The sequence below is a fragment of the Providencia sp. PROV188 genome (assembly GCF_027595165.1).
GTDB lineage: Bacteria > Pseudomonadota > Gammaproteobacteria > Enterobacterales > Enterobacteriaceae > Providencia > Providencia lanzhouensis.
The window spans coordinates 3,532,551-3,555,831 of sequence record NZ_CP097291.1; the positions used below are offsets into that span (position 1 = coordinate 3,532,551).

General features: G+C 44.5%; 24 protein-coding genes. 14 read left to right on the forward strand and 10 right to left on the reverse strand.

All coding sequences use genetic code 11. From position 1 onward, the window contains the following. The first annotated feature begins 282 nt into the window (after positions 1-282). Positions 283-2,421: an anaerobic ribonucleoside-triphosphate reductase gene (gene nrdD, locus M5X66_RS16175; RefSeq protein ID WP_108478832.1), complete on the forward strand. Its 2,139-nt coding sequence runs from the start codon at positions 283-285 to the stop codon at positions 2,419-2,421. A gap of 15 nt (positions 2,422-2,436) precedes the next feature. Further along, complete coding sequence (gene nrdG / locus M5X66_RS16180; protein WP_154599693.1) at positions 2,437-2,901, forward strand: anaerobic ribonucleoside-triphosphate reductase-activating protein; 465 nt, start codon at positions 2,437-2,439, stop codon at positions 2,899-2,901. Here nrdG and M5X66_RS16185 read toward each other — a convergent pair. Further along, entirely contained in the window at positions 2,898-3,335 is a 438-nt protein-coding gene (locus M5X66_RS16185; RefSeq protein ID WP_036949097.1) for a YhbP family protein, read from the reverse strand. The two genes, nrdG and M5X66_RS16185, sit on opposite strands and share 4 nt — an antisense overlap. A gap of 322 nt (positions 3,336-3,657) precedes the next feature. Continuing rightward, entirely contained in the window at positions 3,658-3,909 is a 252-nt protein-coding gene (gene bhsA / locus M5X66_RS16190; protein ID WP_036949095.1) for a multiple stress resistance protein BhsA, read from the reverse strand. A 300-nt stretch (positions 3,910-4,209) separates the two neighbouring features. Between bhsA and M5X66_RS16195 the strand changes: the two genes are divergently transcribed. Beyond that, complete coding sequence (locus tag M5X66_RS16195) at positions 4,210-4,518, forward strand: GIY-YIG nuclease family protein (RefSeq protein ID WP_108478829.1); 309 nt, start codon at positions 4,210-4,212, stop codon at positions 4,516-4,518. On the opposite strand, the gene M5X66_RS16200 is transcribed toward M5X66_RS16195, so the two are convergent. Continuing rightward, a complete protein-coding gene (locus M5X66_RS16200; RefSeq protein WP_270103736.1) occupies positions 4,491-4,994 on the reverse strand; it encodes a GNAT family N-acetyltransferase in 504 nt (167 codons plus the stop codon). The genes M5X66_RS16195 and M5X66_RS16200 overlap by 28 nt on opposite strands. Further along, on the reverse strand, positions 4,988-5,512 hold the full coding sequence (gene ubiT, locus M5X66_RS16205) for a ubiquinone anaerobic biosynthesis accessory factor UbiT (protein WP_036949089.1): 525 nt from the start codon (positions 5,510-5,512) through the stop codon (positions 4,988-4,990). The genes M5X66_RS16200 and ubiT overlap by 7 nt, the downstream gene beginning before the upstream one ends. Positions 5,513-5,892: 380 nt before the next feature. Here ubiT and ubiU point away from each other — a divergent pair, with 380 nt between their 5' ends. The 8 genes from ubiU to M5X66_RS16245 all read left to right on the forward strand — a co-directional run bounded on the left by ubiU (position 5,893) and on the right by M5X66_RS16245 (position 11,349). Further along, positions 5,893-6,888 carry a ubiquinone anaerobic biosynthesis protein UbiU gene (ubiU, locus tag M5X66_RS16210; RefSeq protein WP_154633942.1) on the forward strand — a complete coding sequence of 332 codons (996 nt, stop codon included), beginning with the start codon at positions 5,893-5,895 and terminating at the stop codon, positions 6,886-6,888. A gap of 42 nt (positions 6,889-6,930) precedes the next feature. After that, positions 6,931-7,806, forward strand: a complete 876-nt coding sequence (locus M5X66_RS16215) for a U32 family peptidase (RefSeq protein ID WP_036949086.1) — start codon at positions 6,931-6,933, stop codon at positions 7,804-7,806. A 129-nt stretch (positions 7,807-7,935) separates the two neighbouring features. After that, complete coding sequence (locus tag M5X66_RS16220) at positions 7,936-8,346, forward strand: PAAR domain-containing protein (protein ID WP_154599695.1); 411 nt, start codon at positions 7,936-7,938, stop codon at positions 8,344-8,346. Between the two features lie 6 nt (positions 8,347-8,352). Next, positions 8,353-8,853: a DUF4123 domain-containing protein gene (locus tag M5X66_RS16225; protein ID WP_154599696.1), complete on the forward strand. Its 501-nt coding sequence runs from the start codon at positions 8,353-8,355 to the stop codon at positions 8,851-8,853. Continuing rightward, positions 8,843-9,181 carry a hypothetical protein gene (locus tag M5X66_RS16230; protein ID WP_036949079.1) on the forward strand — a complete coding sequence of 113 codons (339 nt, stop codon included), beginning with the start codon at positions 8,843-8,845 and terminating at the stop codon, positions 9,179-9,181. The genes M5X66_RS16225 and M5X66_RS16230 overlap by 11 nt, the downstream gene beginning before the upstream one ends. A 1-nt stretch (position 9,182) precedes the next feature. Beyond that, positions 9,183-9,941 (forward strand): Tox-REase-5 domain-containing protein, encoded by a 759-nt coding sequence (locus M5X66_RS16235; RefSeq protein WP_270103737.1) that lies wholly within the window; start codon positions 9,183-9,185, stop codon positions 9,939-9,941. Between the two features lie 16 nt (positions 9,942-9,957). Further along, positions 9,958-10,632: an Imm52 family immunity protein gene (locus M5X66_RS16240; protein ID WP_154637053.1), complete on the forward strand. Its 675-nt coding sequence runs from the start codon at positions 9,958-9,960 to the stop codon at positions 10,630-10,632. 237 nt (positions 10,633-10,869) lie between these two features. Next, entirely contained in the window at positions 10,870-11,349 is a 480-nt protein-coding gene (locus tag M5X66_RS16245) for a hypothetical protein (RefSeq protein ID WP_270103738.1), read from the forward strand. A gap of 80 nt (positions 11,350-11,429) precedes the next feature. Here M5X66_RS16245 and M5X66_RS16250 read toward each other — a convergent pair whose 3' ends face one another. Genes M5X66_RS16250 through M5X66_RS16260 form a run of 3 tightly spaced genes read right to left on the reverse strand, consistent with a single transcriptional unit; the run spans position 11,430 to position 14,715 of the window. After that, positions 11,430-12,587: an ABC transporter permease gene (locus M5X66_RS16250; protein ID WP_036949268.1), complete on the reverse strand. Its 1,158-nt coding sequence runs from the start codon at positions 12,585-12,587 to the stop codon at positions 11,430-11,432. Then, the gene (locus M5X66_RS16255; RefSeq protein WP_154599701.1) at positions 12,587-13,732 is read right to left on the reverse strand and encodes an ABC transporter permease; all 1,146 of its coding nucleotides are present in this window, start codon (positions 13,730-13,732) and stop codon (positions 12,587-12,589) included. The genes M5X66_RS16250 and M5X66_RS16255 overlap by 1 nt, the downstream gene beginning before the upstream one ends. 11 nt (positions 13,733-13,743) lie before the next feature. After that, a complete protein-coding gene (locus tag M5X66_RS16260; protein WP_036949070.1) occupies positions 13,744-14,715 on the reverse strand; it encodes an HlyD family secretion protein in 972 nt (323 codons plus the stop codon). Between the two features lie 399 nt (positions 14,716-15,114). Here M5X66_RS16260 and M5X66_RS16265 point away from each other — a divergent pair, with 399 nt between their 5' ends. From M5X66_RS16265 to M5X66_RS16275, 3 genes are read left to right on the forward strand one after another with little or no spacing between them, the layout of a single operon-like run. Continuing rightward, a complete protein-coding gene (locus M5X66_RS16265; protein WP_036949266.1) occupies positions 15,115-16,797 on the forward strand; it encodes a sensor histidine kinase in 1,683 nt (560 codons plus the stop codon). A 32-nt stretch (positions 16,798-16,829) separates the two neighbouring features. Next, positions 16,830-17,546 carry a two-component system response regulator BtsR gene (gene btsR, locus M5X66_RS16270; protein ID WP_036949068.1) on the forward strand — a complete coding sequence of 239 codons (717 nt, stop codon included), beginning with the start codon at positions 16,830-16,832 and terminating at the stop codon, positions 17,544-17,546. Positions 17,547-17,569: 23 nt separating this feature from the next. Then, entirely contained in the window at positions 17,570-17,941 is a 372-nt protein-coding gene (locus M5X66_RS16275; protein WP_154610028.1) for a YjaA family stress response protein, read from the forward strand. 71 nt (positions 17,942-18,012) lie between these two features. On the opposite strand, the gene M5X66_RS16280 is transcribed toward M5X66_RS16275, so the two are convergent. From M5X66_RS16280 to pnp, 3 genes are all read right to left on the reverse strand, one after another. Then, positions 18,013-19,989, reverse strand: a complete 1,977-nt coding sequence (locus tag M5X66_RS16280) for a DEAD/DEAH family ATP-dependent RNA helicase (RefSeq protein ID WP_036949064.1) — start codon at positions 19,987-19,989, stop codon at positions 18,013-18,015. Positions 19,990-20,158: 169 nt separating this feature from the next. After that, positions 20,159-21,076: a lipoprotein NlpI gene (gene nlpI / locus M5X66_RS16285; protein ID WP_154599704.1), complete on the reverse strand. Its 918-nt coding sequence runs from the start codon at positions 21,074-21,076 to the stop codon at positions 20,159-20,161. An 81-nt stretch (positions 21,077-21,157) separates the two neighbouring features. Then, positions 21,158-23,278, reverse strand: coding sequence for a polyribonucleotide nucleotidyltransferase (pnp, locus tag M5X66_RS16290; protein ID WP_036949061.1), 2,121 nt, complete (start codon positions 23,276-23,278; stop codon positions 21,158-21,160). Between the last annotated feature and the right edge of the window lie 3 nt (positions 23,279-23,281).

Below are 23,281 nucleotides of genomic sequence, written 5' to 3' on the forward strand. Positions count from 1 at the left end.
CAATTGATTCATTCTAGAGCAAATTCCCAAACCCTTAAATCAATCTCTAAATTTAATTAATTCCTGCCCGTTTGATATTCATATAAATTATTTTTTTCTTTGTTTTAAATCAAATTACCGTCATCTAAAAAAAGGCAATATCCTACATATTGTGCTTTAATTAATTCACTAGACACTATATATAGTAAAAATTCACATTTCTTTCACAGGGATGCCCCATACTGATAAAGGATCATGGACGCTATCGCCAGTCCTGTGAGGGATTAAATAAGGAGTATGACAGTGAAAACGGTGGTTATAAAACGAGATGGTTGTCAGGTCAATTTTGATCTCCCACGCATTCAAGAAGCGGTGCGACGTGCAGCCGCTGCGGTGGACGTCAAAGATGATGATTATTGTCTGCAAGTTGCCACGGTTGTCTCTGAGCAGTTGTGCAATCGCGAAAAAGTGGATATCGCTGAGATCCAAGATGCTGTCGAAGACCAGCTCATGTCGGGGCCTTACAAGGATCTGGCTCGAGCTTATATTGAATACCGCCATGACAGAGACAGCGAACGCGAAAAACGCAGCCAACTTACTCACGAGATCCGCGGCCTAATTGAGCAAAGCAACTTATCCTTACTCAATGAAAATGCGAACAAAGACAGTAAGGTGATCCCAACCCAGCGTGATTTATTAGCCGGGATCGTCGCTAAGCATTATGCAAAACAGCATATTTTGCCACGCGATGTTGTTCTTGCTCATGAAAAGGGTGAAATTCACTATCATGATCTCGATTATGCCCCTTTTTTCCCGATGTTTAACTGTATGCTTATCGACCTTGATGGCATGTTAACCAACGGCTTTAAGATGGGAAATGCGGAAATTGAGCCACCAAAATCCATTTCTACTGCCACTGCCGTTACTGCACAAATTATTGCCCAAGTGGCTAGCCATATTTATGGCGGAACCACCATTAACCGCATTGATGAAATTTTGGCGCCTTATGTCGCTATTAGTCATGAAAAGCATTTAAAAGTAGCCAAAGAATGGGGAATTGCTGACGCTGAAGCTTACGCCCAAAGTCGCACTGAAAAAGAGTGTTACGATGCGTTCCAATCCTTAGAGTATGAAGTGAATACACTGCATACCGCGAACGGGCAAACCCCCTTCGTCACCTTTGGATTTGGGTTAGGCACATCCCAAGAAGCACGACTTATCCAACAGTCGATTCTTAAAAACCGTATTGCGGGACTGGGTAAAAACCGCAAAACCGCGGTTTTCCCAAAACTCGTGTTTGCTATCAAAGATGGGCTGAACCATAAATACGGCGATCCTAACTACGATATCAAACAGTTAGCTTTAGAATGCGCCAGCAAACGCATGTATCCAGACATTCTCAACTACGATCGCGTGGTTGATGTCACTGGCTCCTTTAAAACACCGATGGGCTGCCGCAGTTTCTTAGGTGTCTATGAAGAAGATGGCAAACAAATTCACGATGGGCGAAATAACCTCGGCGTGATCAGCCTGAATTTACCGCGTATTGCGCTGGAAGCTCAAGGTAGCGAAGAGGCATTTTGGGCGCTTCTCGATGAGCGTTTAGCCATCGCTAAAAAAGCATTAATGACCCGCATTGCGCGCTTAGAAAATGTCAAAGCCCGCGTAGCCCCTATCTTATATATGGAAGGTGCCTGCGGCGTTCGCTTAAAAGCCAATGACAGCGTAGCGGAAATTTTCAAACATGGACGCGCTTCAATTTCATTGGGTTACATTGGGTTGCACGAAACCATCAATGCCTTATTTGGCACGCAAACTCATGTGTATGACAGCGAGCAATTGCGCGAAAAAGCCGTCGCTATCGTCAATCGTCTACGCCAAGCCACTGACGAATGGAAAGCCCAAACAGGTTACGGTTTCAGCTTATACAGCACGCCGAGCGAAAATCTGTGCGACCGTTTCTGTCGCTTAGATACCGCTGAATTTGGCGTTATTGATGGCGTAACCGACAAAGGCTACTACACCAATAGCTTCCACTTAGATGTGGAAAAACAGGTTAATCCTTACGATAAAATCGATTTTGAACAGCCTTATCCAGCGCTCGCCAATGGTGGTTTTATCTGTTACGGCGAATACCCGAATTTACAGCACAACCTCAAAGCCCTCGAAGATGTCTGGGATTACAGCTATCAGCATGTTCCTTACTACGGTACTAACACGCCAATCGACGAATGCTATGACTGCGGTTTTTCCGGTGAATTTTCCTGTACCAGCAAAGGCTTTACCTGCCCAGCTTGTGGCAACCACGATACTAACCGCGTTTCCGTGATCCGCCGTGTCTGTGGCTATCTAGGCAGCCCAGATGCCCGACCGTTTAATGCAGGCAAGCAAGAGGAAGTGAAGCGCCGTATCAAGCACTTGGGTAATGGACAGCTCGGTTAACAGCGGATAAATGCCATGAATTATCACCAATATTATCCTGTGGATGTGGTCAATGGACCCGGTACCCGCTGCACATTGTTTGTCTCGGGCTGCGTTCATCAGTGCCGAGGCTGCTATAACCAAAGCACATGGCGCGTGGATTCCGGTATTCCCTTTACCCAAGAGATGGAAGACCAAATTATCCAAGATTTGCAGGATACGCGTATTCGCCGCCAAGGGCTCTCCCTCTCAGGGGGGGATCCTTTGCACCCTGCCAACTTGCCTGCCATTTTAGCGTTAGTGAAGCGAGTGAAAGCCGTCTGCCCAGATAAGGATATCTGGATGTGGACGGGCTATAAATTGGATGAATTGACACTAGAACAGCAAAAAGTGGTGAGCTTGGTCAATACGTTGATTGATGGAAAGTTCGAACAGACACTGTACGATCCCGCGCTGCTATGGCGCGGTAGCAGTAACCAAGTTATTCATCGACTGCGTTAAGCTTCACGCAACCAATGTAATTTGGTGCCAAACCCCAGCGTGTTATCTACCATTTTCACCGTCTGTAATTGGAGCTGCCAAATCGGCAGCTTCGCCTCTAGGGCGACAGGAAATCTCTGGCAATAAAATGCTTTCTGCACATCCGCCTCTTCACCGTCAAATTGGCGAATTTCTCCCACAAATTGAATACCTTGAATTTTACCCACTTGCTTAGTTTGTGCGGAGATAGTCCCTGCCACACGAGGATTTTCCTGCATTAATTGACCATGCTGAGAATCGGGGGATGTCATGAAAATTAAGCGCATATTTTGGCGGTCAAAGGCGTAATAGCAACTGGCAGCCCAAATATCATCTTGGTGAGAGGTAAACAGAGAAAAAACGTGTTGGCGAGCAATATAGCGCTGGATGTGTTGTAAGGTGTTTTCGGGTGTCATTGCGAATGTCCATGTTAGACCGTTCAGAACACGCCCATAAAAATGGCTGGGCGTGCTTAAGCTGTTCTGAACGTTATCTGTACTTAGTTCGCACTACTATAACTTACTCATTCGAATTGCACCTAACATAAGGTTCTATATCAACAATGCTAGCATTCGAAGTTACTAATACTTCCCCTCTAATCCCTCTCGCTTTTACTCTAAATAATTCGAGTTGCAGCTAGGCGGCAAGCGAACGAGTCGCTAGGAGCATACACTAGTATGTGACTAGTGGGAGTGAACGCAGCCAACAACGCTGCGGCTCGAAGTATGACGAGTAAAATTATTTATAGATAGCCGCAGTACCACTCATCTCATTCTCACCGCTTGCAGAAATCACGCGGAAAGATTTTGCGCCAGCTTCATCAGCTTTTTTGGCTAATTGTGCAGTCAGGTCATTTACACTTGCAGCACCACTTACAGACACATAACCTACTGCTGGCTCGCTAGCTTGTCTAACTTCTTCAGCCGCCATTGAACCAAATGATACAGCACCTAAAGCTAAAGCAGCAGCAAATAATGTTGATTTTTTCATGGTAAACTTCCTCATTGTATGTTTGATATTTACAGGGGTTTTTTCATGTTTCCCTGTGATATGGATCATACTATGCCCTTTATTCGGAGATGAAAATTAGCTAATTTTGCTATAGTTGTTCAAATTAATTGAACAATAACCTATGTTGAGGTTACAAATTTGTGACAGGTTTATATCATTTTTTATTTATAATTTAGTATGTTATAAACTTTATGATCCGCGAGAAAATTCGCTACAAGCCAACTAAATTCTCCTTATAAATCAGCACAGAATGCTAAATTCAGTGACAAGAAAAACAAAATGACACAGCAAAATTGGTCTCTTTACTTAATTCGGCAGAAAAATAACGCGTTATATTGTGGGATCACCACCGATGTTCAGCGGCGTTTTCAACAGCATGAAGCGGGAACTGGTGCCAAGGCACTAAAAGGTAAAGCGCCTTTGACCCTCGTTTTTCATTGTACTGCGGGGGATCGTTCTGAAGCATCTCAATTAGAGTATCGAGTGAAGCAATTGAGTAAGCAGGCAAAAGAAAGGCTGGTCACTGACCAGCCTGATGATTTACAGCATTATTTAGCGGATTACACATTATCAAAATGCGATGAGTAAGTGACTTCGCCTTTATGCTGGTCAATTGCACCGTTTTCGAGTCCGTAGACAAGAAAATGTTTTTGTAGACTTGGCCATTGGCAACGTAATTCGTGGTTGGAAGCGGGTTCGAAACCAAAACGCCCGTAGTAACACTCATCACCGAGAACGACGACAGCCCCATAACCAAATTCATTTAAGCTATCTAACCCTTCATAAACCAATTTTTCCGCGATACCTTGGCCTTGATAGGCTTTTTTAACGGCTAATGGGGCGAGTCCTACCCATTGAACATCTTCACCATTCACATCAACCGGGGTAAACCCGACATAGCCAATAACTTCGCCGTCATCGTTGGTTGCCACCACACCGAGGGTCAGTAACCCATCTTCACGCAGGTGCTGAACAAGATCTGCCTCCCCCTCAGTTGGGAAGGTTTCACGTAATAGCGTGTCGATACCCATGGCATCAACCGGGATTTCTACACGTATCAGCATGAGGTTAACACAGGCGTTTTATGCTCTGCGTCCTCACTGTCTTGTACCGTTTTAATCACATCAGCGAGCTGTAATAGACCAAAGCGTAAAGGTGCAGGCATATTTTCAATTTCGAAGGCATCCATCAGGTTTTTAACATACAAACCTAACTCAGTATCCCCTTCAATCACCAAACGACGTTGGAAAAAGAGCGTATCGGGATCTTCTTTGCGGGCTGCGATCAATACCAGATCATTGGCATTGCCGCTGACACTGACATCCGGTTCAGCCTGCTTTTGTACCACCAGCTGACCCTCTTGTAAGCTGATAAACCAAACAAGCTCTAAATCTCGGATCTCAACTTTCAGCCATTTCCCTTCCAGAAAATCGAGTTCGCCTTCTTTAACAGATTCACGAAACTGCCAACTTAATAGTTGTTCGAGTATTTGACGCTGTACGACAAATGGGGTCACTTTCAATGGAAACTTCAAAAATGAAGGGCCTTGAGTGATCAGTTGAGAACGAATTTTACCAAACACAGTACTAACTCCCGTATCAATTATCTGTCCACCACGCATAACTACTGATTAAAGCAGCCGCTTGGACAATTTTAATACCTATAATGACTAAGATTATAGATAACATTGATGTGTAGATGTAAAGATAGTCAGAGATATATCGTTATTTATCCGATATAAGGACATATTTTGCCAAAAAATAACGTGATGATACCGATCCTATATCAATCTTTATCCATCTCGCCAATATTTATTTCCAATAATCTCTACACTTTTATAATAGTCACGAAATAACTATCTCGCCTACAACATTCCAAGCTTCTCTGCGCTAAATCAAAACCTCTACCAGACCCCTTGTCTAGAATGATCAATTGCTAAATTTTTATACAGAGAAAAAGCCAATGGAATTACTCTGCCCTGCGGGGAATTTGCCTGCCTTAAAAGCGGCTGTTGATAATGGTGCCGATGCAGTGTACATCGGACTCAAAAATGATACTAACGCGCGCCATTTTGCAGGTTTGAATTTTACGGAAAAAAATCTGCATGAAGCAGAGCGTTATATCCACCAGCGTAAACGTAAATTGCATATTGCGATAAACACCTTCGCTCATCCTGATGGTTATCAACGCTGGCAGAACTCTGTTGATTTAGCGGCTGATCTAGGAGCCGATGCCCTGATCCTCGCCGATATTGCTATGTTAGAGTACGCCGCCAATAAATACCCGCATATTGAGCGCCATGTTTCTGTGCAAGCTTCCGCGACCAACACGGAAGCCATTCGTTTCTATGAGCGTAACTTTCAGGTGCATCGCGTGGTGCTCCCTCGCGTGTTATCCATTCACCAAGTTAAACAACTCGCCAAAACCAGTCCTGTACCGCTGGAAGTATTTGCTTTTGGTAGCCTGTGCATTATGGCTGAAGGTCGCTGTTATCTTTCTTCCTACTTAACGGGAGAATCCCCGAATACCGTCGGTGCTTGCTCTCCTGCACGTTTTGTTCGCTGGCAACACACTGAAAATGGCATGGAATCACGACTGAATGATGTGCTGATCGACAGCTACCAAAAAAATGAAAATGCCGGTTATCCGACGTTGTGTAAAGGGCGCTATGTGGTGGATGAGCAGAAATATCATGTGCTTGAAGAGCCCACCAGCCTCAATACCATTGAGTTACTCCCAGAACTCATGAGCGCCAATATCGCCTCGGTAAAAATTGAAGGTCGTCAGCGCAGCCCTGCCTATGTCACCCAAGTGACCAAGATTTGGCGTCAGGCAATCAATCGCTATAAATCCAATCCAGACGGTTTTGTGACGGATCCTAGATGGCTCAAAGCCCTTGGCGACCTTTCTGAAGGTAGCCAAACCACCCTTGGTGCGTATCACCGTAAATGGCAATAACTGGCGCACATCATTCATCAGCATGGATTAATGGGTAACATAATGAAATATGCATTAGGCTCAGTACTGTACTACTGGCCAACATCAACCTTACAGGATTTTTATCAGCAGGCAGCAGACAGCGACGCGGATATTATTTATCTCGGGGAAACGGTATGTAGCAAGCGCCGTGATATGAAACCCAATGACTGGATTGAGCTTGCTAAGCAGCTAGCGGGAAGCGGTAAACAGATTATTCTCAGCACTCTAGCCCTGCTACAAGCGCCCTCTGAGCTGAAAGAAATCAGTAAGTTAGTCGATAATGGCGAGTTTTTAATTGAAGCGCACGATTTTGGTGTCGTCAATATGCTGGCTGAACGCAAATTGCCTTTTGTGGCAGGTCATGGGCTTAACTGTTATAACGCTCCCTCACTGAATATTTTGCTACGCCAAGGCATGATGCGCTGGTGTATGCCCGTTGAACTTTCCCGTGACTGGCTGGTGAATTTACTCAATCAATGTGAAGAGCTAGGTATTCGCGATAAGTTTGAAGTGGAAGTTTTCAGCTACGGTCACCTACCACTGGCTTATTCTGCCCGCTGTTTTACCGCTCGTTCGGAAAATCGCCAAAAAGATGAGTGCGAAACCTGCTGCATTAATTACCCGCAAGGGCGCAAAGTGATGTCACAGGAGCAACAGCAAGTGTTCACGCTTAATGGCATCCAAACCCTGAGCGGCTACTGCTATAACTTAGGCAACGATATTTCGTCCATGCAGGATTTGGTGGATATTGTGCGGGTTTCCCCTGAAAGCCTTGAGTCCCTCGATGTGATTAGGCAGTTTAAAGCTAACCAACATGGGCAGTCCCCACTGAGCATTCCCGACCAAAGCTGTAATGGCTATTGGCGCAATATTGCCGGATTGACCCTAGAGGCGTGATGGGCTTTTGTCTATTTTGACTCGATGATCTGTGATTAGTCTTATTCTTTAAGTTAAATTTAAGTTCACCATTGAAAATTTAAGTTAAGTATAAAATAATCAGTCCTCCATTATGGATGAGGACTGATTATGGCAATAGGATATTTTTTGCGGGTGGGTGATAAAACAACCTGCGGAGGACAAATATTAACGGGAGACCATACCATGCAATGGTATGGTGTTGCCGGTGCTCGTGAAGGCGATATGGTCAGTTGCGGCAAGCATTCTGGACGATTTTATATTATTGGCGGCTGCCAAAGTGTTTGGGATGAAGGGCGGAAAGTCGCGGGAACACTTGAAAGCATCAGTTCATGCCCCTGCCGAGCTCGTTTTATTAATTCAATTCAAGACTGTTATAGTGATGAATATAGCGATAAAAGTAGCGCTATTTCCTCGGTATCACCATCAATTCCCCCTTCCATTGTTACCAAAAAAATCTGTATTAGTTGCTTAATGAAAGCGGCCGAATCAGGCCAAATGCTTGTCGTTCGAGAAGGATGATGATTAATGAATAATTCGCATCCTATTTTTAATTATTCCAAACGTTATCCTACTGCAAAGCATTATTGTTTAATTTGCGGCTTACAGTATGAACGTTATTTTGATAAAGAAATTCAACACCATTATGGTGCCGCAAGCCCGCTTTTCAAGCAATCTTCCGAGGCTGAAATCGCGTGGGCTGGCCCGTGGTTGATTGATGTGACTCATCGGCATGACTTGCTGGCAGATTTAATGCAATTAGAGTCTAAATCTCCTGCATTATCTTGGCTAGTTAGTGACTTATCGCTGAATAAATTAGCGTCTCACTTCTCTGACCTTCTTAATGTGAGTTTACCTGATAACAAAACGGCCTTATTCCGGTTTTATGATCCCCGCGTGACGCACAATATGCCCCAAGTACTCACTCTTGAACAATTTAATGAGATAACGATGCCTCTTATTGCATGGTATTACCGCTTTGAAGGGCAATTTTATGCATTACAAGGAGGGCGATTAAATGCAGTTTAGCGAAGAACAATTAACCAAAATTCAAAATATCGAACAAAGTGATTATGTTGCCCAAGTTATTGCTGACTTTTATCAACATCACCCTGATAAATTACAAGTAATTGAAACATTAAATAGTCGTCTGCAATCTGCTCTTCGGTATTTGTTATCCCTAGGGTTTACCAAAGAGCCTTTAATTCGTTCTTTTTTGTTCTATGAAGCGTGCTCCCCTTACTTTTATTTGAAGCCTGAAATCAGAGATATGCTTGAGGAAAACGGTCGAAATCCAGAGCAGCAATACCAAGATTTTTTACGGATAGCCATGAAATTGATTGAATGGAGAACTTAATATGCCAGTTCCTTTAATTATTGCAGGAGCGGGATTAATGACACTGGGTGGACTCGCCGCAGTGACCCATGAAGCCTCAAAAATCGGTTTCCCCTCTTCATCAGGTAGTGGAGATGATGAGTGGGGAAATACTAGTTATGAAGATAAAATTCGGGAATATGAAAGCATTGCGATCGGTGGCGAATTTGATGATGAAGAAAAGAAACGAGGCAATAATCAAGGTGCAGTGGTAGGTGCTACAGCCGGGGCATCTGTTGGTGTTGCTGCCATTGAAGCCAGTAAAGGCTGTCAGGACTGCCCGGCGCTCCCTTATATTGTTCCTCATCAAAATGATATTACCAATACACGCACTCCCAATGCTTATGCGTATCAGGCAAGAATTTGTAATACACAAATCAGAACTGTCGATACCCCCGCAGGGCAAATGCGATACATTGATGAATGGAAGTGCACAATTCCCGTTCCAACCAGAACCCGAAACCCGCTAGTGGAATTTGATGGCTGGAAACCTGATGAATGCAACTTTATTGAAACGAAAGATAATTATGATAATTTTTTCGACAAAGATGGTGAAGTTAAAGCTTTTTGGGAAAAAGGAGGTAATATTCCTAAACAAGCATTTGATCAGGATTGGCTATGCCAACATCAATTCAAGGGACGCTCATATATTGACTGGCATTTTTCGCAAGAAAACATGTACAGATTTTGTTCTGTTATATTGGACTCCTATCCTCAAATTCGAACACATTTAACTCCATAAAACAGGGTATTTATAAATGAAACTCAAATTAGATGTTGATATTAAACTGGATGATCAGCTTACGAATGAAAAATTTATAAATATTTTAGTCACTATGATGAATTTTGTAAAAAATATTACGTCCACTGATAGTGAAAAATGGTTTTTTTCTGGAGATAGCTTAGAAGATTCCATGAATAAACCAGCCTTCGAAAATGGTAAGCCATCTTCCATTTTAGAAGACAAAAAAAGTATAGATATCATTGAGTCAATATGGGCAGGGGATAATTCTTTAACAATACAACATGCTGCAAATATTAATCAATATATACTAAGATTTAATCTCCGAAAGATTGATCATTTAGATCTTAAAAACACACTGAAATCAATAAATGAAATTTTATCCATTTTTAATATTTTAGCCTTGAGGATGGATATAAATAATTATTCATATCATAAGAAACAAGTCTTTCCGGACAGGTTTCCCGTTGGCTGGATGCTTTATTTAAATAAAAAAATAACGCAACAACAGGTTCCCATGGCGGCTCAACTTATTCATATTGATAATGACAAAAATCACGGAACATTAATTATCAGTACCGACCATGTTTTTGATGGTGAAAATAAAGAGGATATTAAAAAAGCCAATGAAATCGAAATCCAGCTCGCTGGGTTGGGATTACTGCCATTAATAAGAGAGATATATCGTTAATTTTTTAAGCGGTATTGACCCTAGAGGCGTAATGAATTTTCTATTTATGAGAGGCTCTCTAGCGAGCCTTTTCATTCCATGGCCAATCACCAACAAAAACCTGCGCAATTTTTCATCAATAACCTGTCTATACCCAGAATATCCCCCAAACAGATACAGAGTTATCTCCTTTGAATTCGGTTGACGTACGGTAGATTAGATAAGCAACCAAACTCACAGACTAATAAGGAAATACCCGTGATAAAACGTACCCTGCTCGTCATGACACTTTTTTTAACGGGATGCTCAACATCCCTTGAGTACACCAAAGCGGATCTCGAACAAAACCAAGAGGTGAGTTACTCCGATTCTGGGTACTATCGCGTGGTCTTTAAAGGGAAAAAAATTCTTTCCGTGCCTGAAAATGCCCATATTGTGGCAGGCACTGAAGATAACGTGGTTGGAAAATTGACCCAAGATGGTAAAACTGGTGAGTTTGTGATTGCGGGGCTTGCCGCCAAAAGCAATGGCAACATTAGTTCCCAAGTGGGTGGCCACGATTATAATTTGAGTTTCCTATTAACCGATGAAAATGATTTACCACTTTCATCAGTCAATTACATCATTATCAATGACTGTAATGGGGAAGCCTATTCGGGCAAAACCAATGCTAACGGACGCACATTTTCGGTTTCAACGCCCAAAGAGTGCAACTTAAGTCTCAGCGTTGTAGAGTAAAATGTACCGGAATAAAAAATTGAGACGTAACTTTTCAAAATAAGAGGTTGGAAACCAACCTCTCTGACGATTATTTATGGCTATTTATGAAAATGCTTGCGCCAGCGGTGCACTGCATGGCTAATCTGGCGTAACTCACCATCTCGCAACATGCCAATAAACACACCGATAAACGAGTAAATCACCCCAAGCACCAGCATCATCACAATATCCATCAAGATATCTCTAAATGGCAGCCCCATTTGGTTGATCCCCGCCATGGCGTTAGTCGCCCATGTGGATGGCAACGCCGAGGCTATCATTCGTACCCAATCCGGCATGGCTTGTAATGGCCAAATAGTCCCAGACATATAGAATACCGGCGTGGTGATAAACGCCAATGTCAGGTAGATCATCTCCACACTACGCAAGCATTCCGTGACCAACTTCCCTAACCCAATAACGGCGAGTAAGAATGGGAAGGTCAGCATCCAAATTTGGTACAACGGCGCTTCTTGTCGATAACCCAAAATCCATGGCCATAAGGCAAAAAACACGGTCGAAAGAAATAACCAGATAGGTACCAGCGCCGACAACGCCCCCAGATAAACCGCTAATGGAGGTTTACCTTTTGGTGTAGAGCGAATGGCAATACTGACCCGCACACACGCAATTAATAAGGAGTGCTGCAATAACATCACCAGCAAGCCAGGGAAGATAATCGCCGCAAAGCTAATTCCGGGGTTATACAGTGGCTCGGTTTCACTGCGAACAGGGGCAATAATCACTTTCGCTTGTTCAGGACTGAAACCCGCCTTTTCCAGTAACTGGGTGTTATAGGCGCTCAATAGCGTTTGATACGCTTTCGATAGCTCTTGCTGGATTTGCCCGCTGGCTAAGCGGTTTGTGGCATCCCCATAAACCGGTACCGTGATATTTTTGCCACTAAGCAAATGCTTTTCAAAATCCGTAGGGATGATTACGATGGCAAACAGCTGCCTCGCAATCATATCCTGCCGCGCTTGAGCTAAATTATCGTAACTGTGTAGCTGGACTTTGGGCGTGGCGTCTAAATCACGGATCAGTTCACGACTTGCGCCTGAGTGATCCATATCGATAACCGCCACAGGCAGATCCCACAGGACAGGACGCGCGTACACCAAACTCATAATACAGAGAGAAACGAGCAGCAACAGCCACATCGGTTTCTCCAGCATGCCCAGCAGTACCTTTTTAAACGTCGCAAAATAGACCGTCATCATACGATACTTCCTTGGGTTTCAAGCCGTTTCACTAAGCGTTTACGGATCAAAAATGCCGTCAGTAACGGGTAAATCAGCAAGAATAGACACACTTGCACAATGCGCTCAAACGAGATTTCCCGTAAGAAAATATCAAACATGGCGTTTAAAGTGTGAGTGAGCGGCTCCGCGTTCGAAATAATCCGTGCGGGCAGAATCATCGAGAGTTCCGGCACTGCCATGCCAGAAAACGCCAAGGCAATACTCACCAGCATCCCGATTAAGCTGTAAGCCATTATCGCGCTGGACGTAAAGCTAAAGAGTAGTAACCCGATACTCTGCGCCGCTATCACATAGAAGAAGCCCACCAGCATCATATACAGAGGGTTCCCCACCACTTTTGCGTCGAAAATAGTGACCAATGCCGCCAGTTCCACAATCAGTAACGTCGTAAAAAATAACGTATAAGGTGCCATTTTACCTAGCAGTGCCATTGAAAATGGCTTCACACTTTGAAGAATGGTGCCGCGAGACATGGTGTAAATAGTGGCTGTGACCACAAACAGTTGCAGCATGTGGATGGTCGCCGCAAATTGTTGGTAATAAATATAGCTGCCACTTGGGTTAAAGAGGCTATCGTAAGAGAGCGTGACTTGCGCCAATGCCGGTAGCGATTGCCCCATCGATTTTGCCATTTCTTGGCGGTATTTGGCGTTAAGTTCCGCAACTAAGCCGCTAAAATCTTGAATAGCATAACTGCCAGATGCGTAAAATAGTGCATTGTAGTACATGCGCAATTCAGGCTGGCGTCCTCGCAATATATCCTCCTCAAAATTTTTGGGGATATAAAGCAAGGCATAATCTTTGGCACTCCCCAGCTGCTTGATGGATGTCACTAAGTTGCCATCAATCGCTTTCACTTCCGCATGAGGGCCCGCATCAAGGTCGCGGATAATTTGCCTTGAAACCGGGCTGTTGTTGCTATCGACCACCGAAACTGGCACATCCATCAGCGTTCCCTCAGAGAAGTTAGCGCTGATTAACGTAAACAGCATCAAAGGGAATAGCCAACTCAGCCAGTGAAAGACTGGGCTGCGGATCGCCATTTGGGTTTCGCGGCTAAAGGCATGTTCAAAACCATGCCAAGCGAATTTGAGTTTCATGGCGTCACCTGTTATTTATCCCAGTGCCACAAGACGCTCATCCCCGGTCGCAATCCTTCAATCGGTTGTTGTGGATACAAGCGAACTTCAAAGGTTTTCAGGTCGAAATCCCCTGTCGCACGGGTGGCTCGTTTAGTCGCGTAATCCCCTTTCGGTGCAATATAGCGAACTTCGGCTTCCACGGTTTTATCCCCTAAGGCAGGAACCGTCAGCTCAATTTTGTCCCCTTTTTTCACACCCACTAAAATGTCTTCACGTAGGTTATAAACAAAATAGGCTTGAGGGAGGCTGATCAATGAGATTAATGGGCTACCTGCATTGAACAGTTCACCAATTTCTGCTGGGATTGGACCAACTTCACCATCCACAGGGGCTTTCACTTGCAAGTCATCCAGTTGAACTTGGAGTTCAGCCAGTTTTTGCTCTGCTTGGTCCACTGCCGCTTTATATTGTTGACGCTGCTCGATACGATCGCCGTTTTTCCCTTCTTCCAAACGCGCCTTAGCACTTTGGACTTGTTGGAACGCAACATCTTTCGCTTTACGGGCGGTATCTAGCTCATTTGCTGAAACATACCCTTTACCTGAAAGATTATTTAAACGGGTAAATTCACGGGAGGCATTTTGGTATTGCGAATTTGCTTGAGCAACCGCAGCTTGTAGGTCACGCAGCGTCTCTTCACGAGTTCCATTCAAGGATTGGTCGAGTTGAGCTTGAGCTTGGTCCTTAGCCGCTTTTAATGCCGCGTATTGGGCTTGTAACTCAGGGCTTTCTAAGGTGAGCAATAACTGCCCTTTCTTCACATCATCCCCGCGTTCTACATGGCGTTCAATGACTCTGCCTTTGGCTTTTGAAGTCACGATGACCTCCGGTGCGTCCACTTCCCCTTGCAATAATAAAAATTGATTATGGGAATGAAAAAGCGCCGCAGCAGCAATTAAGATCAGCATAAGCAAGATCAGTATGATGGTTCTTTTTTTCATTATGTATGTGGGCCTTGAATAATAACGGAGGAAACTACTTTTTCATTATGACAATAAATTAACACTAACGTTAAGAAATTTGTGCGCAAAATCACGCTTTAGCGGTCTTTTTTAGTCTGAGGGGCTTTGACGCTTATGTCAAATAATGATGTTTTACTAATTATTAAATGACGATTACTTAACCAGCCCAATAAGATACAATATCCCCCAAAGTATATGGCTAAGCCCACTGAGCGCAGCCCCCATAATGTAAAATATAGTGAGCCATGCTCTAACATGCTCTAAATAGTTCGCATTATGGGTAGGCGGCAAGAGAAGATATCTCTAGGAGCATACAAAAGTATGTGACTAGAGGAGCTGAGCGTAGCTAACACCCCCATAATGTGAAATATGACGAGCATGTACGAATTCGATTTGATTTTATTACTACTACAACAAATGTGCGTCTACCTCGTTATCGCTTGGGCACTCAGCCGCACTCCTCTGGTCACCCCTCTTCTTAAGGTTACCATTCGCTTACCTCATAAAGTGATGTGCTACCTTATTTTCTCCGTATTTTGCATCATCGGTACTTATTTTGGTTTACATATCAATGATTCCATAGCTAATACTCGTGCTATTGGTGCTGTACTTGGCGGATTGTTAGGCGGCCCTGCGGTGGGCTTTGCTGTTGGGTTTACAGGTGGGGTTCACCGGTACTCTTTGGGTGGAATGAGCGCTTTCGCTTGTATGATCTCGACCATTGTCGAAGGCTTAATTGGCGGTCTGGTACATCGTTACTATATGAAGCGAGGGGAAATTAATAAAATTTTTAACCCTGTTACCGCCAGCTGCGTTACCTTTTTCGCTGAAATCATCCAGATGCTAATTATTTTACTCATCGCCCGTCCATTCGATGAAGCTTATGAATTAGTGAAAAATATTGCCGCGCCGATGATCATTGCCAATACCATCGGGGCTGCCATGTTTATCCGTATCTTGCTGGATAGGCGCGCCATCGTCGAGAAATACACCACGGCATTCTCCGCGCAAGCCTTGAAAATTGCCCTATGTACTGAGGGTATTTTGCGTAAAGGTTTCAATGCGGATAACAGCATGAAAGTGGCAAAAATTATTTACCAAGAATTAGATATTGGTGCCGTCGCCATTACGGATAGAGAAAAAATTCTCGCGTTTATCGGGCTAGGCTCCGATCACCACATTCCAGGGACACCTATCTCATCCATTCAATCCAGGCAGGCCATTGATAATAATGAAGTGGTTTATGCCGATGGTAACGAAACGCCGTATAAATGCTCGCTAAGCCCCTCATGCAAGCTTGGTTCCACCCTCGTCATCCCGCTTAGAGGGGAAAACCAACGAGTCATTGGAACCATCAAATTATACCAAGCCAAGAATAGCCTCTTTAGCTCCATCAACCGTACGCTAGGGGAAGGAATTGCCAGCCTGTTCTCCGCCCAAATTTTGGCGGGGCAATATGAGCGCAATAAGCAATCTTTACTGCAATCGGAAGTCAAACTGCTTCACGCACAAGTGAACCCGCATTTTCTCTTTAATGTGCTCAACACATTACAAGCAGTGATCCGCAAAGATAGCCAGCAAGCGGGACAGCTCGTGCAGTATATCTCCACCTTCTTTCGCAATAACTTAAAACGTCCAGAGCAGAATGCGACATTAGGGGAAGAAATCGAGCATATCAATTCATACCTGCAAATTGAAAAGGCGCGATTCCAAGATAATTTACAGATCCATTTAGATATCCCCGATGAAGTTAAACAGGTGGAATTACCCGCGTTTACGCTGCAACCTATTGTCGAAAATGCAATAAAACACGGCACTTCACAGTTATTAAATACCGGATACATTACAATACGCAGCTATATTCGCTGTGAACATGTCTATATTGAAATCGAAGATAATGCCGGTTTATACCAGCCAAGTGGGCAATCTGACGGCTTAGGGATGGGCTTAGTCGATAAACGCTTGCGCCTGAAATACGGTGAAAAATATGGAATAGGCGTGGAGTATGAACCTGAAAAATTCACCCGCGTGAAAATCCGCTTGCCCTACATGTCCACTTAATCACATTGCACATAATAAATGATAATAACGCTATGAATGTACTGATCGTTGATGACGAACCCCTAGCCCGTGAAAACGTGCGCTGCTTACTTGAGGAACATGACGATATCGAGATTATTGGCGAGTGCGCCAATGCCATTGAAGCCATCGGTTTGATCCACAAAAAAAAGCCTGATGTGGTGTTTTTAGATATTCAAATGCCCCGGGTGACGGGATTAGAAATGGTGCGTATGCTCGATCCTGAAGAGCGCCCACACATTGTTTTTCTGACGGCATTTAATGAATTTGCGATCCAAGCTTTCGAAGAGCATGCTTTCGACTATCTACTTAAACCCCTTGAACCTGAAAGATTGGCAAAAACTTTAGCCCGTTTACGCCAAAATAAACAGAAACAGAATCTCGAGCTTCTCGATAACAATGAACCGCTCAAGTTTATTCCTTGTACCGGACACAGCCGAATTTATCTAATGAAATTAGACGATGTGCAATATGTTACTTCTCGCATGAGCGGCGTGTATGTAATGAGTACCCAAGGACAAGAAGGCTTTACCGAATTAACCTTGCGCACATTAGAAATGCGTACGTCGTTAGTCCGTTGCCATCGTCAATATTTAGTAAATATGACCCAGCTCAGCGAGATTCTATTTGGGGATAATGGACAAGCCGAATTGGTGCTATGCTCAGGTGAGCATATTCCCGTTAGCCGCCGCTATTTAAAACCCTTAAAAGAGGCGCTTGGGCTAATTTAACGAGTGACTCAGGAGAAAAGGTTATGGCTGATTTTTACCTGCAAATTCGCACCAATTCGATGACATTAAAAAATCTCGATACCCATGAAGAACACAGTGCAACGGGTGAGTTTTCAGCCCAAAGAATGGTTATCGGGGATTTTTTTAAAGCCGAGTTTGTACTGTATCAGTTGGTCTGCGATATGGGTCTGAAAGTCCGTCGCCCTTTTGCGTCGAAACATCGTATTTTGGTTCAAGCCCTCGAAATTATTGAAGGGGGCGTGAATATGGTGGAAGAGCGCCTATTTACCGAAATTGTTTACGGGGCATTTAATCAGCGTGTGAAAAAAGTAGTAGTAAGCCGAGCACCGCTACCTATGCCTCAGCGAGAAGCGAAAGCCTTATTAACTGCATAAAAAAACCCGCATTTTAAAATGCGGGTTTTTTGTATTTATCTCAGCCACATTAATGTGGCTGGATAGCGCTATTATGCGTTGTGGCTGCTGCTACGACGACGTGGCGCTGCATTAGTGCCATCTTGGCGAGGTGCAGAATTACCACGGTCACGGTTGCCACCATCACGGTTTCCACCACGACGGTTGCCGCTGAAGCCTTCGCGATCACCACCGCTACGACGACCATCACGATCGCCACCACGGTCATTACGACGACCTGCACCGAAGCCACCTTCGCTACCGCCTTCACGACGTGGACCACCACGACGTTCGCCACCGCCACGACGCTCAAATGGTTGAGCATCACCGATCAGTTGCATTTGCATTGGTTTGTTCAGAACACGCGCACGGCTTAAGTGAGTTAACACTTCGCTTGGCATACCTTTTGGTAACTCGATAGTTGAGTGAGTACCAAACAGTTTGATGTTACCAATGTAGCGGCTGCTGATGTCTGCTTCGTTCGCAATCGCACCAACGATATGACGAACTTCAACACCATCATCACGACCCACTTCGATACGGTACATTTCCATATCGCCAACATCACGACGCTCACGACGAGCACCACGATCGCCGCGCTCTGCACGGTCAAAACCGTTGCCGTTACTGTTGCGGTCGTTACGGTCACGACGGTCGCCACGACGATCATCACGATCGTTGAATTCACGACGCGGACGACGCGGTGCATCTGGTGGCAGGATCAGAGCGCGTTCGCCTTGAGCCATTTTCAGTAATGCCGCTGCTAAGGTTTCCATATCTACATCTTCAGATGGAGACATTTTCGCTAACAGTGAACGGTACTGATCTAAGTCGCTGCTTTCTAATTGCTGTTGGATTTGTTCAGCAAATTTCGCCTGACGACGTTGGCTTAATACGTCAGCATCTGGCAATTCCACTTCAGGAATAGTCAGTTTCATTGTACGTTCAACGTTGCGCAGTAAACGACGCTCACGGTTCTCAACGAACAGTAATGCGCGACCCGCACGACCCGCACGACCGGTACGACCGATACGGTGAACGTAAGATTCTGCATCCATTGGGATGTCGTAGTTAACAACTAAGCTGATACGCTCAACATCCAGACCACGTGCTGCAACGTCAGTTGCGATCAGGATATCTAAACGACCATCTTTTAAGCGCTCTAATGTTTGCTCACGCAGTGCTTGGTTCATGTCACCATTCAGTGCCGCACTGTTATAGCCATTACGCTCAAGCGCTTCTGCAACTTCTAAGGTTGCGTTTTTGGTACGAACGAAAATAATCGCCGCATCGAAATCTTCAGCTTCTAAGAAACGCACCAGCGCTTCATTTTTACGCATGCCGTAAACAGTCCAGTAGCTTTGAGCGATATCTGGACGTGTAGTAATGCTCGACTGAATGCGGATCTCTTTAGGATCTTTCATAAAGCGACGAGTAATACGACGGATTGGTTCTGGCATTGTTGCCGAGAACAGCGCAGTTTGGTGTTCTGCTGGAATCTGGCTCATGATGTTTTCAACATCATCGATGAAGCCCATACGCAGCATTTCATCAGCTTCGTCTAATACTAAGCCTTTCAGTTTAGAAAGATCTAAAGTACCGCGTTTCAGGTGGTCTAACAGACGACCTGGAGTACCAACAACCACTTGTGGTCCTTGGCGTAATGCACGAAGTTGAACGTCATAACGTTGACCGCCATATAAGGCAACCACGTTGACGCGGTTCATGTGTTTAGAGAAATCGCTCAGTGCTTCAGCAACTTGCACCGCTAACTCACGTGTCGGTGCCAGTACTAAAATTTGTGGAGCTTTTAAATCTGGATCGATGTTATGCAGTAATGGCAAACCAAATGCAGCGGTTTTACCACTACCGGTTTGTGCCATACCTAATACATCATTACCATCCAATAACAATGGAATACATTGTTGCTGGATTGGAGATGGTTTTTCGTATCCCAGGTCGCTTAGTGCGTTCAAAATAGATGCTGATAAACCTAGATCAGCAAAAGACATATCGGTCTCAGTCGTCATGTAAAGGTGCCTCATACTTAGTGGCGGCCAGTTTACATAACGGAGCGAAAATCATTTCGGTCATTATCATTTAAAATGTGAACTGGCTCAAATTGTGTTATTAAACGAACAAATAAACCCTCACCCAGGTGGATGATGGCTTAAAAATGAATAGAGAAATGTTCGTCAGCTATTGCTGGCCCGATTCTAATAGGTCGTCTTGTTCTTGGCCTAACAGCGCCAATTCCAACAATGCGTAGCGGTGCTCAACAAAGCTGTGTGCGTTGTTAGCTACCGTCAGTTTGAATAACGCAGTTGCGCTATCCTTATCCCCCAGACTTAGGTAATGCTTACCTAAATAGAAGTTAGTTTCACTGAGATGCTCAGCGAGCGAAGTGTTATCCGTAGATGTCTCTTTCAAACGCTCCATCAATGTCGTTTCATTGATATTGCCAAGATAGAATTCTACGATATTCCAGCCCCATTGCCCTTTCTCCGCTTGGTTGTAGCGGGCAGCAAGATTGTCTTGTGCCATACGCGGGTCTATGTCTTTTTCTACGAGATAAAGCCACAGAGTACGAAAAGGATCATTTGGATCTATCTGATAATACGCCAGCAGATCATCCTGCGCTAATTTGTATCGTCCACCGTAATATAATGCGATGCCACGATTCATTCGCGCGAAATTGTAAGTTGGATCAAGCTCTAAAACAGAATCAAACGCTTCATAGGCGGCATCATAGTTGCCAGCCTGCGTAAAATATATTCCTAAAAAGTTAAAGATTTCAGGAATATCCGGACGGATTGACAACGCAGTTGAAAAATCATTACGTGCCAGCGCCCTTAAACCGAGACTATCATACAGTACTCCGCGCTCATATAAAAGCTGCGCGTACTCATCATCGGTTAAAGATCGGCTCGCAAGGATTTGTTCCATACGAGCCAAAATCACTTCTTGTTGTAATGAAGGCTGCAATGGAACTGCAAAAACCTCGTTTTTACGCCAATCTTTATTACTACATCCAATAATAATAAAAAAGATGAACGCGGATAGCACACGGACTAAGGTGCGGCTATCGATAAAACGAAAGTTAATACAGTTCTGCATACTACGCCCTTACATTACCACTAGTCAGCAAATTTAGGCTGATAGCGCCTAAGTTTATCAGGCGCTACACTTTCGGTCAGCTTATTCTGCTGATTCCTGCTGTGCTGGAGCTTCTTCGCCAGCAACAGCTTCTTTCATGCTCAGGCGAATACGGCCTTGACGGTCGATTTCTAACACCTTAACAGGAACTTCTTGACCCATTTGCAGGTAGTCAGTCACTTTCTCTACACGCTTGTCAGCGATTTGTGAAATGTGAACCAGACCTTCCTTACCGCCACCGATAGCAACGAATGCACCGAAGTCAACGATACGAGTCACTTTACCTTGGTAGATACGACCCACTTCAACTTCTGCAGTGATGTCTTCGATGCGACGAATTGCTTCTTTCGCTTTCAGGCCATCAGTTGCTGCGATTTTCACAGTACCGTCATCTTCGATCTCGATAGTTGTGCCTGTTTCTTCCGTTAATGCACGGATAACAGAACCACCTTTACCGATGACATCTTTGATCTTGTCTGGGTTGATACGGATGGTGTAAATGCGTGGAGCGAACTCAGAGATCTCTTCACGTGGGCCATTGATAGCTTGTTCCATTGTGCCAAGGATATGCAGACGCGCACCTTTAGCTTGGTTCAGAGCCACTTGCATGATTTCGCGAGTGATACCTTCGATTTTGATATCCATTTGCAGTGCGCTGATACCGTCACGGCTACCCGCTACTTTAAAGTCCATATCACCTAAGTGGTCTTCATCACCTAAGATGTCAGACAGAACAACGAAATCGTCACCTTCTTTCACCAGACCCATCGCGATACCCGCAACAGCAGCTTTAATTGGTACACCAGCATCCATCAGAGCCAGAGACGCACCACATACAGATGCCATTGAAGAAGAACCGTTAGATTCCGTGATTTCAGAAACAACACGTACTGTGTACGGGAATTCTGCTTGTGAAGGCATTACTGCCAGCACACCACGTTTCGCTAAGCGACCGTGACCAATTTCACGACGTTTAGGTGAACCAACCATACCAGTCTCACCAACAGAGTATGGAGGGAAGTTGTAGTGGAATAAGAAGCGGTCAGTGTATTCGCCCATTAATTGATCGATAACCTGTGCATCACGCTCAGTACCTAATGTTGCAGTAACCAGCGCCTGAGTTTCACCACGGGTGAACAGTGCAGAACCGTGAGTACGTGGCAGAACACCAGTACGAACGTCCAACGCACGAACCATGTCTTTCTCACGGCCATCGATACGTGGCTCACCACGGATAACGCGGCTACGAACAACTTGTTTCTCTAAGTGAGCAAGAATGTCTGACACTTCAGAAACATCGACGTTCTCATCTTCAGCAACCAGAGTTGCAATCACTTCGTCTTTGATCAGGTCAACTTGAGCATAACGCTCTTGTTTCTCAGTGATACGGTAAGCATCGCCCATACGGCTTTCAGCCAGTGCAGCAACGCGATCGTTCAGAGCTTGGTTAACTGGCTCTGGTTGCCAATCCCATTTCTCTTTACCCGCTTCTTTGACTAATTCATTGATGTTCTGGATAACAACTTGTTGTTGATCGTGACCGAACACAACTGCACCCAGCATTTGCTCTTCGCTTAACAGTTCAGCTTCTGACTCAACCATTAATACTGCGCTGTCAGTACCTGCAACCACTAAATCCAGACGGCTTGATTTTAATTCATCAGCAGTTGGGTTCAGAACATATTGGTCATTGATAAAACCAACACGTGCAGCACCAATAGGACCATTGAATGGAACACCAGACAGTGCCAGTGCAGCAGATGCACCGATCATCGCAACGATATCTGGGTTAACTTGTGGGTTAACAGAAACAACGGTAGCAATGATTTGGATTTCGTTCAGGAAGCCTTCTGGGAACAGAGGACGTAATGGACGGTCAATCAGACGTGCAACTAAGGTTTCGCCTTCACCAGGACGGCCTTCACGACGGAAGAAGCTACCTGGAATACGACCTGCAGCGTAAGTACGCTCTTGGTAGTTTACTGTTAAAGGGAAGAAATCTTGCCCTTCTTTAACTTTTTTCTGTGCCACAGCAGTCACGAATACTGCAGTGTCATCCATGTTTACCATCACCGCCGCCGTTGCTTGGCGTGCGATCATGCCTGTTTCTAATGTTACGGTATGCTGGCCATACTGGAACTTACGAACAATAGGATTTAACAAAAT

Coding starts and splice junctions, on each gene's coding strand:
- nrdG (WP_154599693.1), top strand. CDS start 2,437: ATGAATTATCACCAATATTATCCTGTGGATGTGGTCAATGGACCCGGT.
- M5X66_RS16185 (WP_036949097.1), bottom strand. CDS start 3,335: ATGACACCCGAAAACACCTTACAACACATCCAGCGCTATATTGCTCGC.
- bhsA (WP_036949095.1), bottom strand. CDS start 3,909: ATGAAAAAATCAACATTATTTGCTGCTGCTTTAGCTTTAGGTGCTGTA.
- M5X66_RS16195 (WP_108478829.1), top strand. CDS start 4,210: ATGACACAGCAAAATTGGTCTCTTTACTTAATTCGGCAGAAAAATAAC.
- M5X66_RS16200 (WP_270103736.1), bottom strand. CDS start 4,994: ATGCTGATACGTGTAGAAATCCCGGTTGATGCCATGGGTATCGACACG.
- ubiU (WP_154633942.1), top strand. CDS start 5,893: ATGGAATTACTCTGCCCTGCGGGGAATTTGCCTGCCTTAAAAGCGGCT.
- M5X66_RS16215 (WP_036949086.1), top strand. CDS start 6,931: ATGAAATATGCATTAGGCTCAGTACTGTACTACTGGCCAACATCAACC.
- M5X66_RS16220 (WP_154599695.1), top strand. CDS start 7,936: ATGGCAATAGGATATTTTTTGCGGGTGGGTGATAAAACAACCTGCGGA.
- M5X66_RS16225 (WP_154599696.1), top strand. CDS start 8,353: ATGAATAATTCGCATCCTATTTTTAATTATTCCAAACGTTATCCTACT.
- M5X66_RS16230 (WP_036949079.1), top strand. CDS start 8,843: ATGCAGTTTAGCGAAGAACAATTAACCAAAATTCAAAATATCGAACAA.
- M5X66_RS16235 (WP_270103737.1), top strand. CDS start 9,183: ATGCCAGTTCCTTTAATTATTGCAGGAGCGGGATTAATGACACTGGGT.
- M5X66_RS16240 (WP_154637053.1), top strand. CDS start 9,958: ATGAAACTCAAATTAGATGTTGATATTAAACTGGATGATCAGCTTACG.
- M5X66_RS16250 (WP_036949268.1), bottom strand. CDS start 12,587: ATGACGGTCTATTTTGCGACGTTTAAAAAGGTACTGCTGGGCATGCTG.
- M5X66_RS16255 (WP_154599701.1), bottom strand. CDS start 13,732: ATGAAACTCAAATTCGCTTGGCATGGTTTTGAACATGCCTTTAGCCGC.
- M5X66_RS16260 (WP_036949070.1), bottom strand. CDS start 14,715: ATGAAAAAAAGAACCATCATACTGATCTTGCTTATGCTGATCTTAATT.
- M5X66_RS16265 (WP_036949266.1), top strand. CDS start 15,115: ATGTACGAATTCGATTTGATTTTATTACTACTACAACAAATGTGCGTC.
- btsR (WP_036949068.1), top strand. CDS start 16,830: ATGAATGTACTGATCGTTGATGACGAACCCCTAGCCCGTGAAAACGTG.
- M5X66_RS16275 (WP_154610028.1), top strand. CDS start 17,570: ATGGCTGATTTTTACCTGCAAATTCGCACCAATTCGATGACATTAAAA.
- M5X66_RS16280 (WP_036949064.1), bottom strand. CDS start 19,989: ATGACGACTGAGACCGATATGTCTTTTGCTGATCTAGGTTTATCAGCA.
- nlpI (WP_154599704.1), bottom strand. CDS start 21,076: ATGCAGAACTGTATTAACTTTCGTTTTATCGATAGCCGCACCTTAGTC.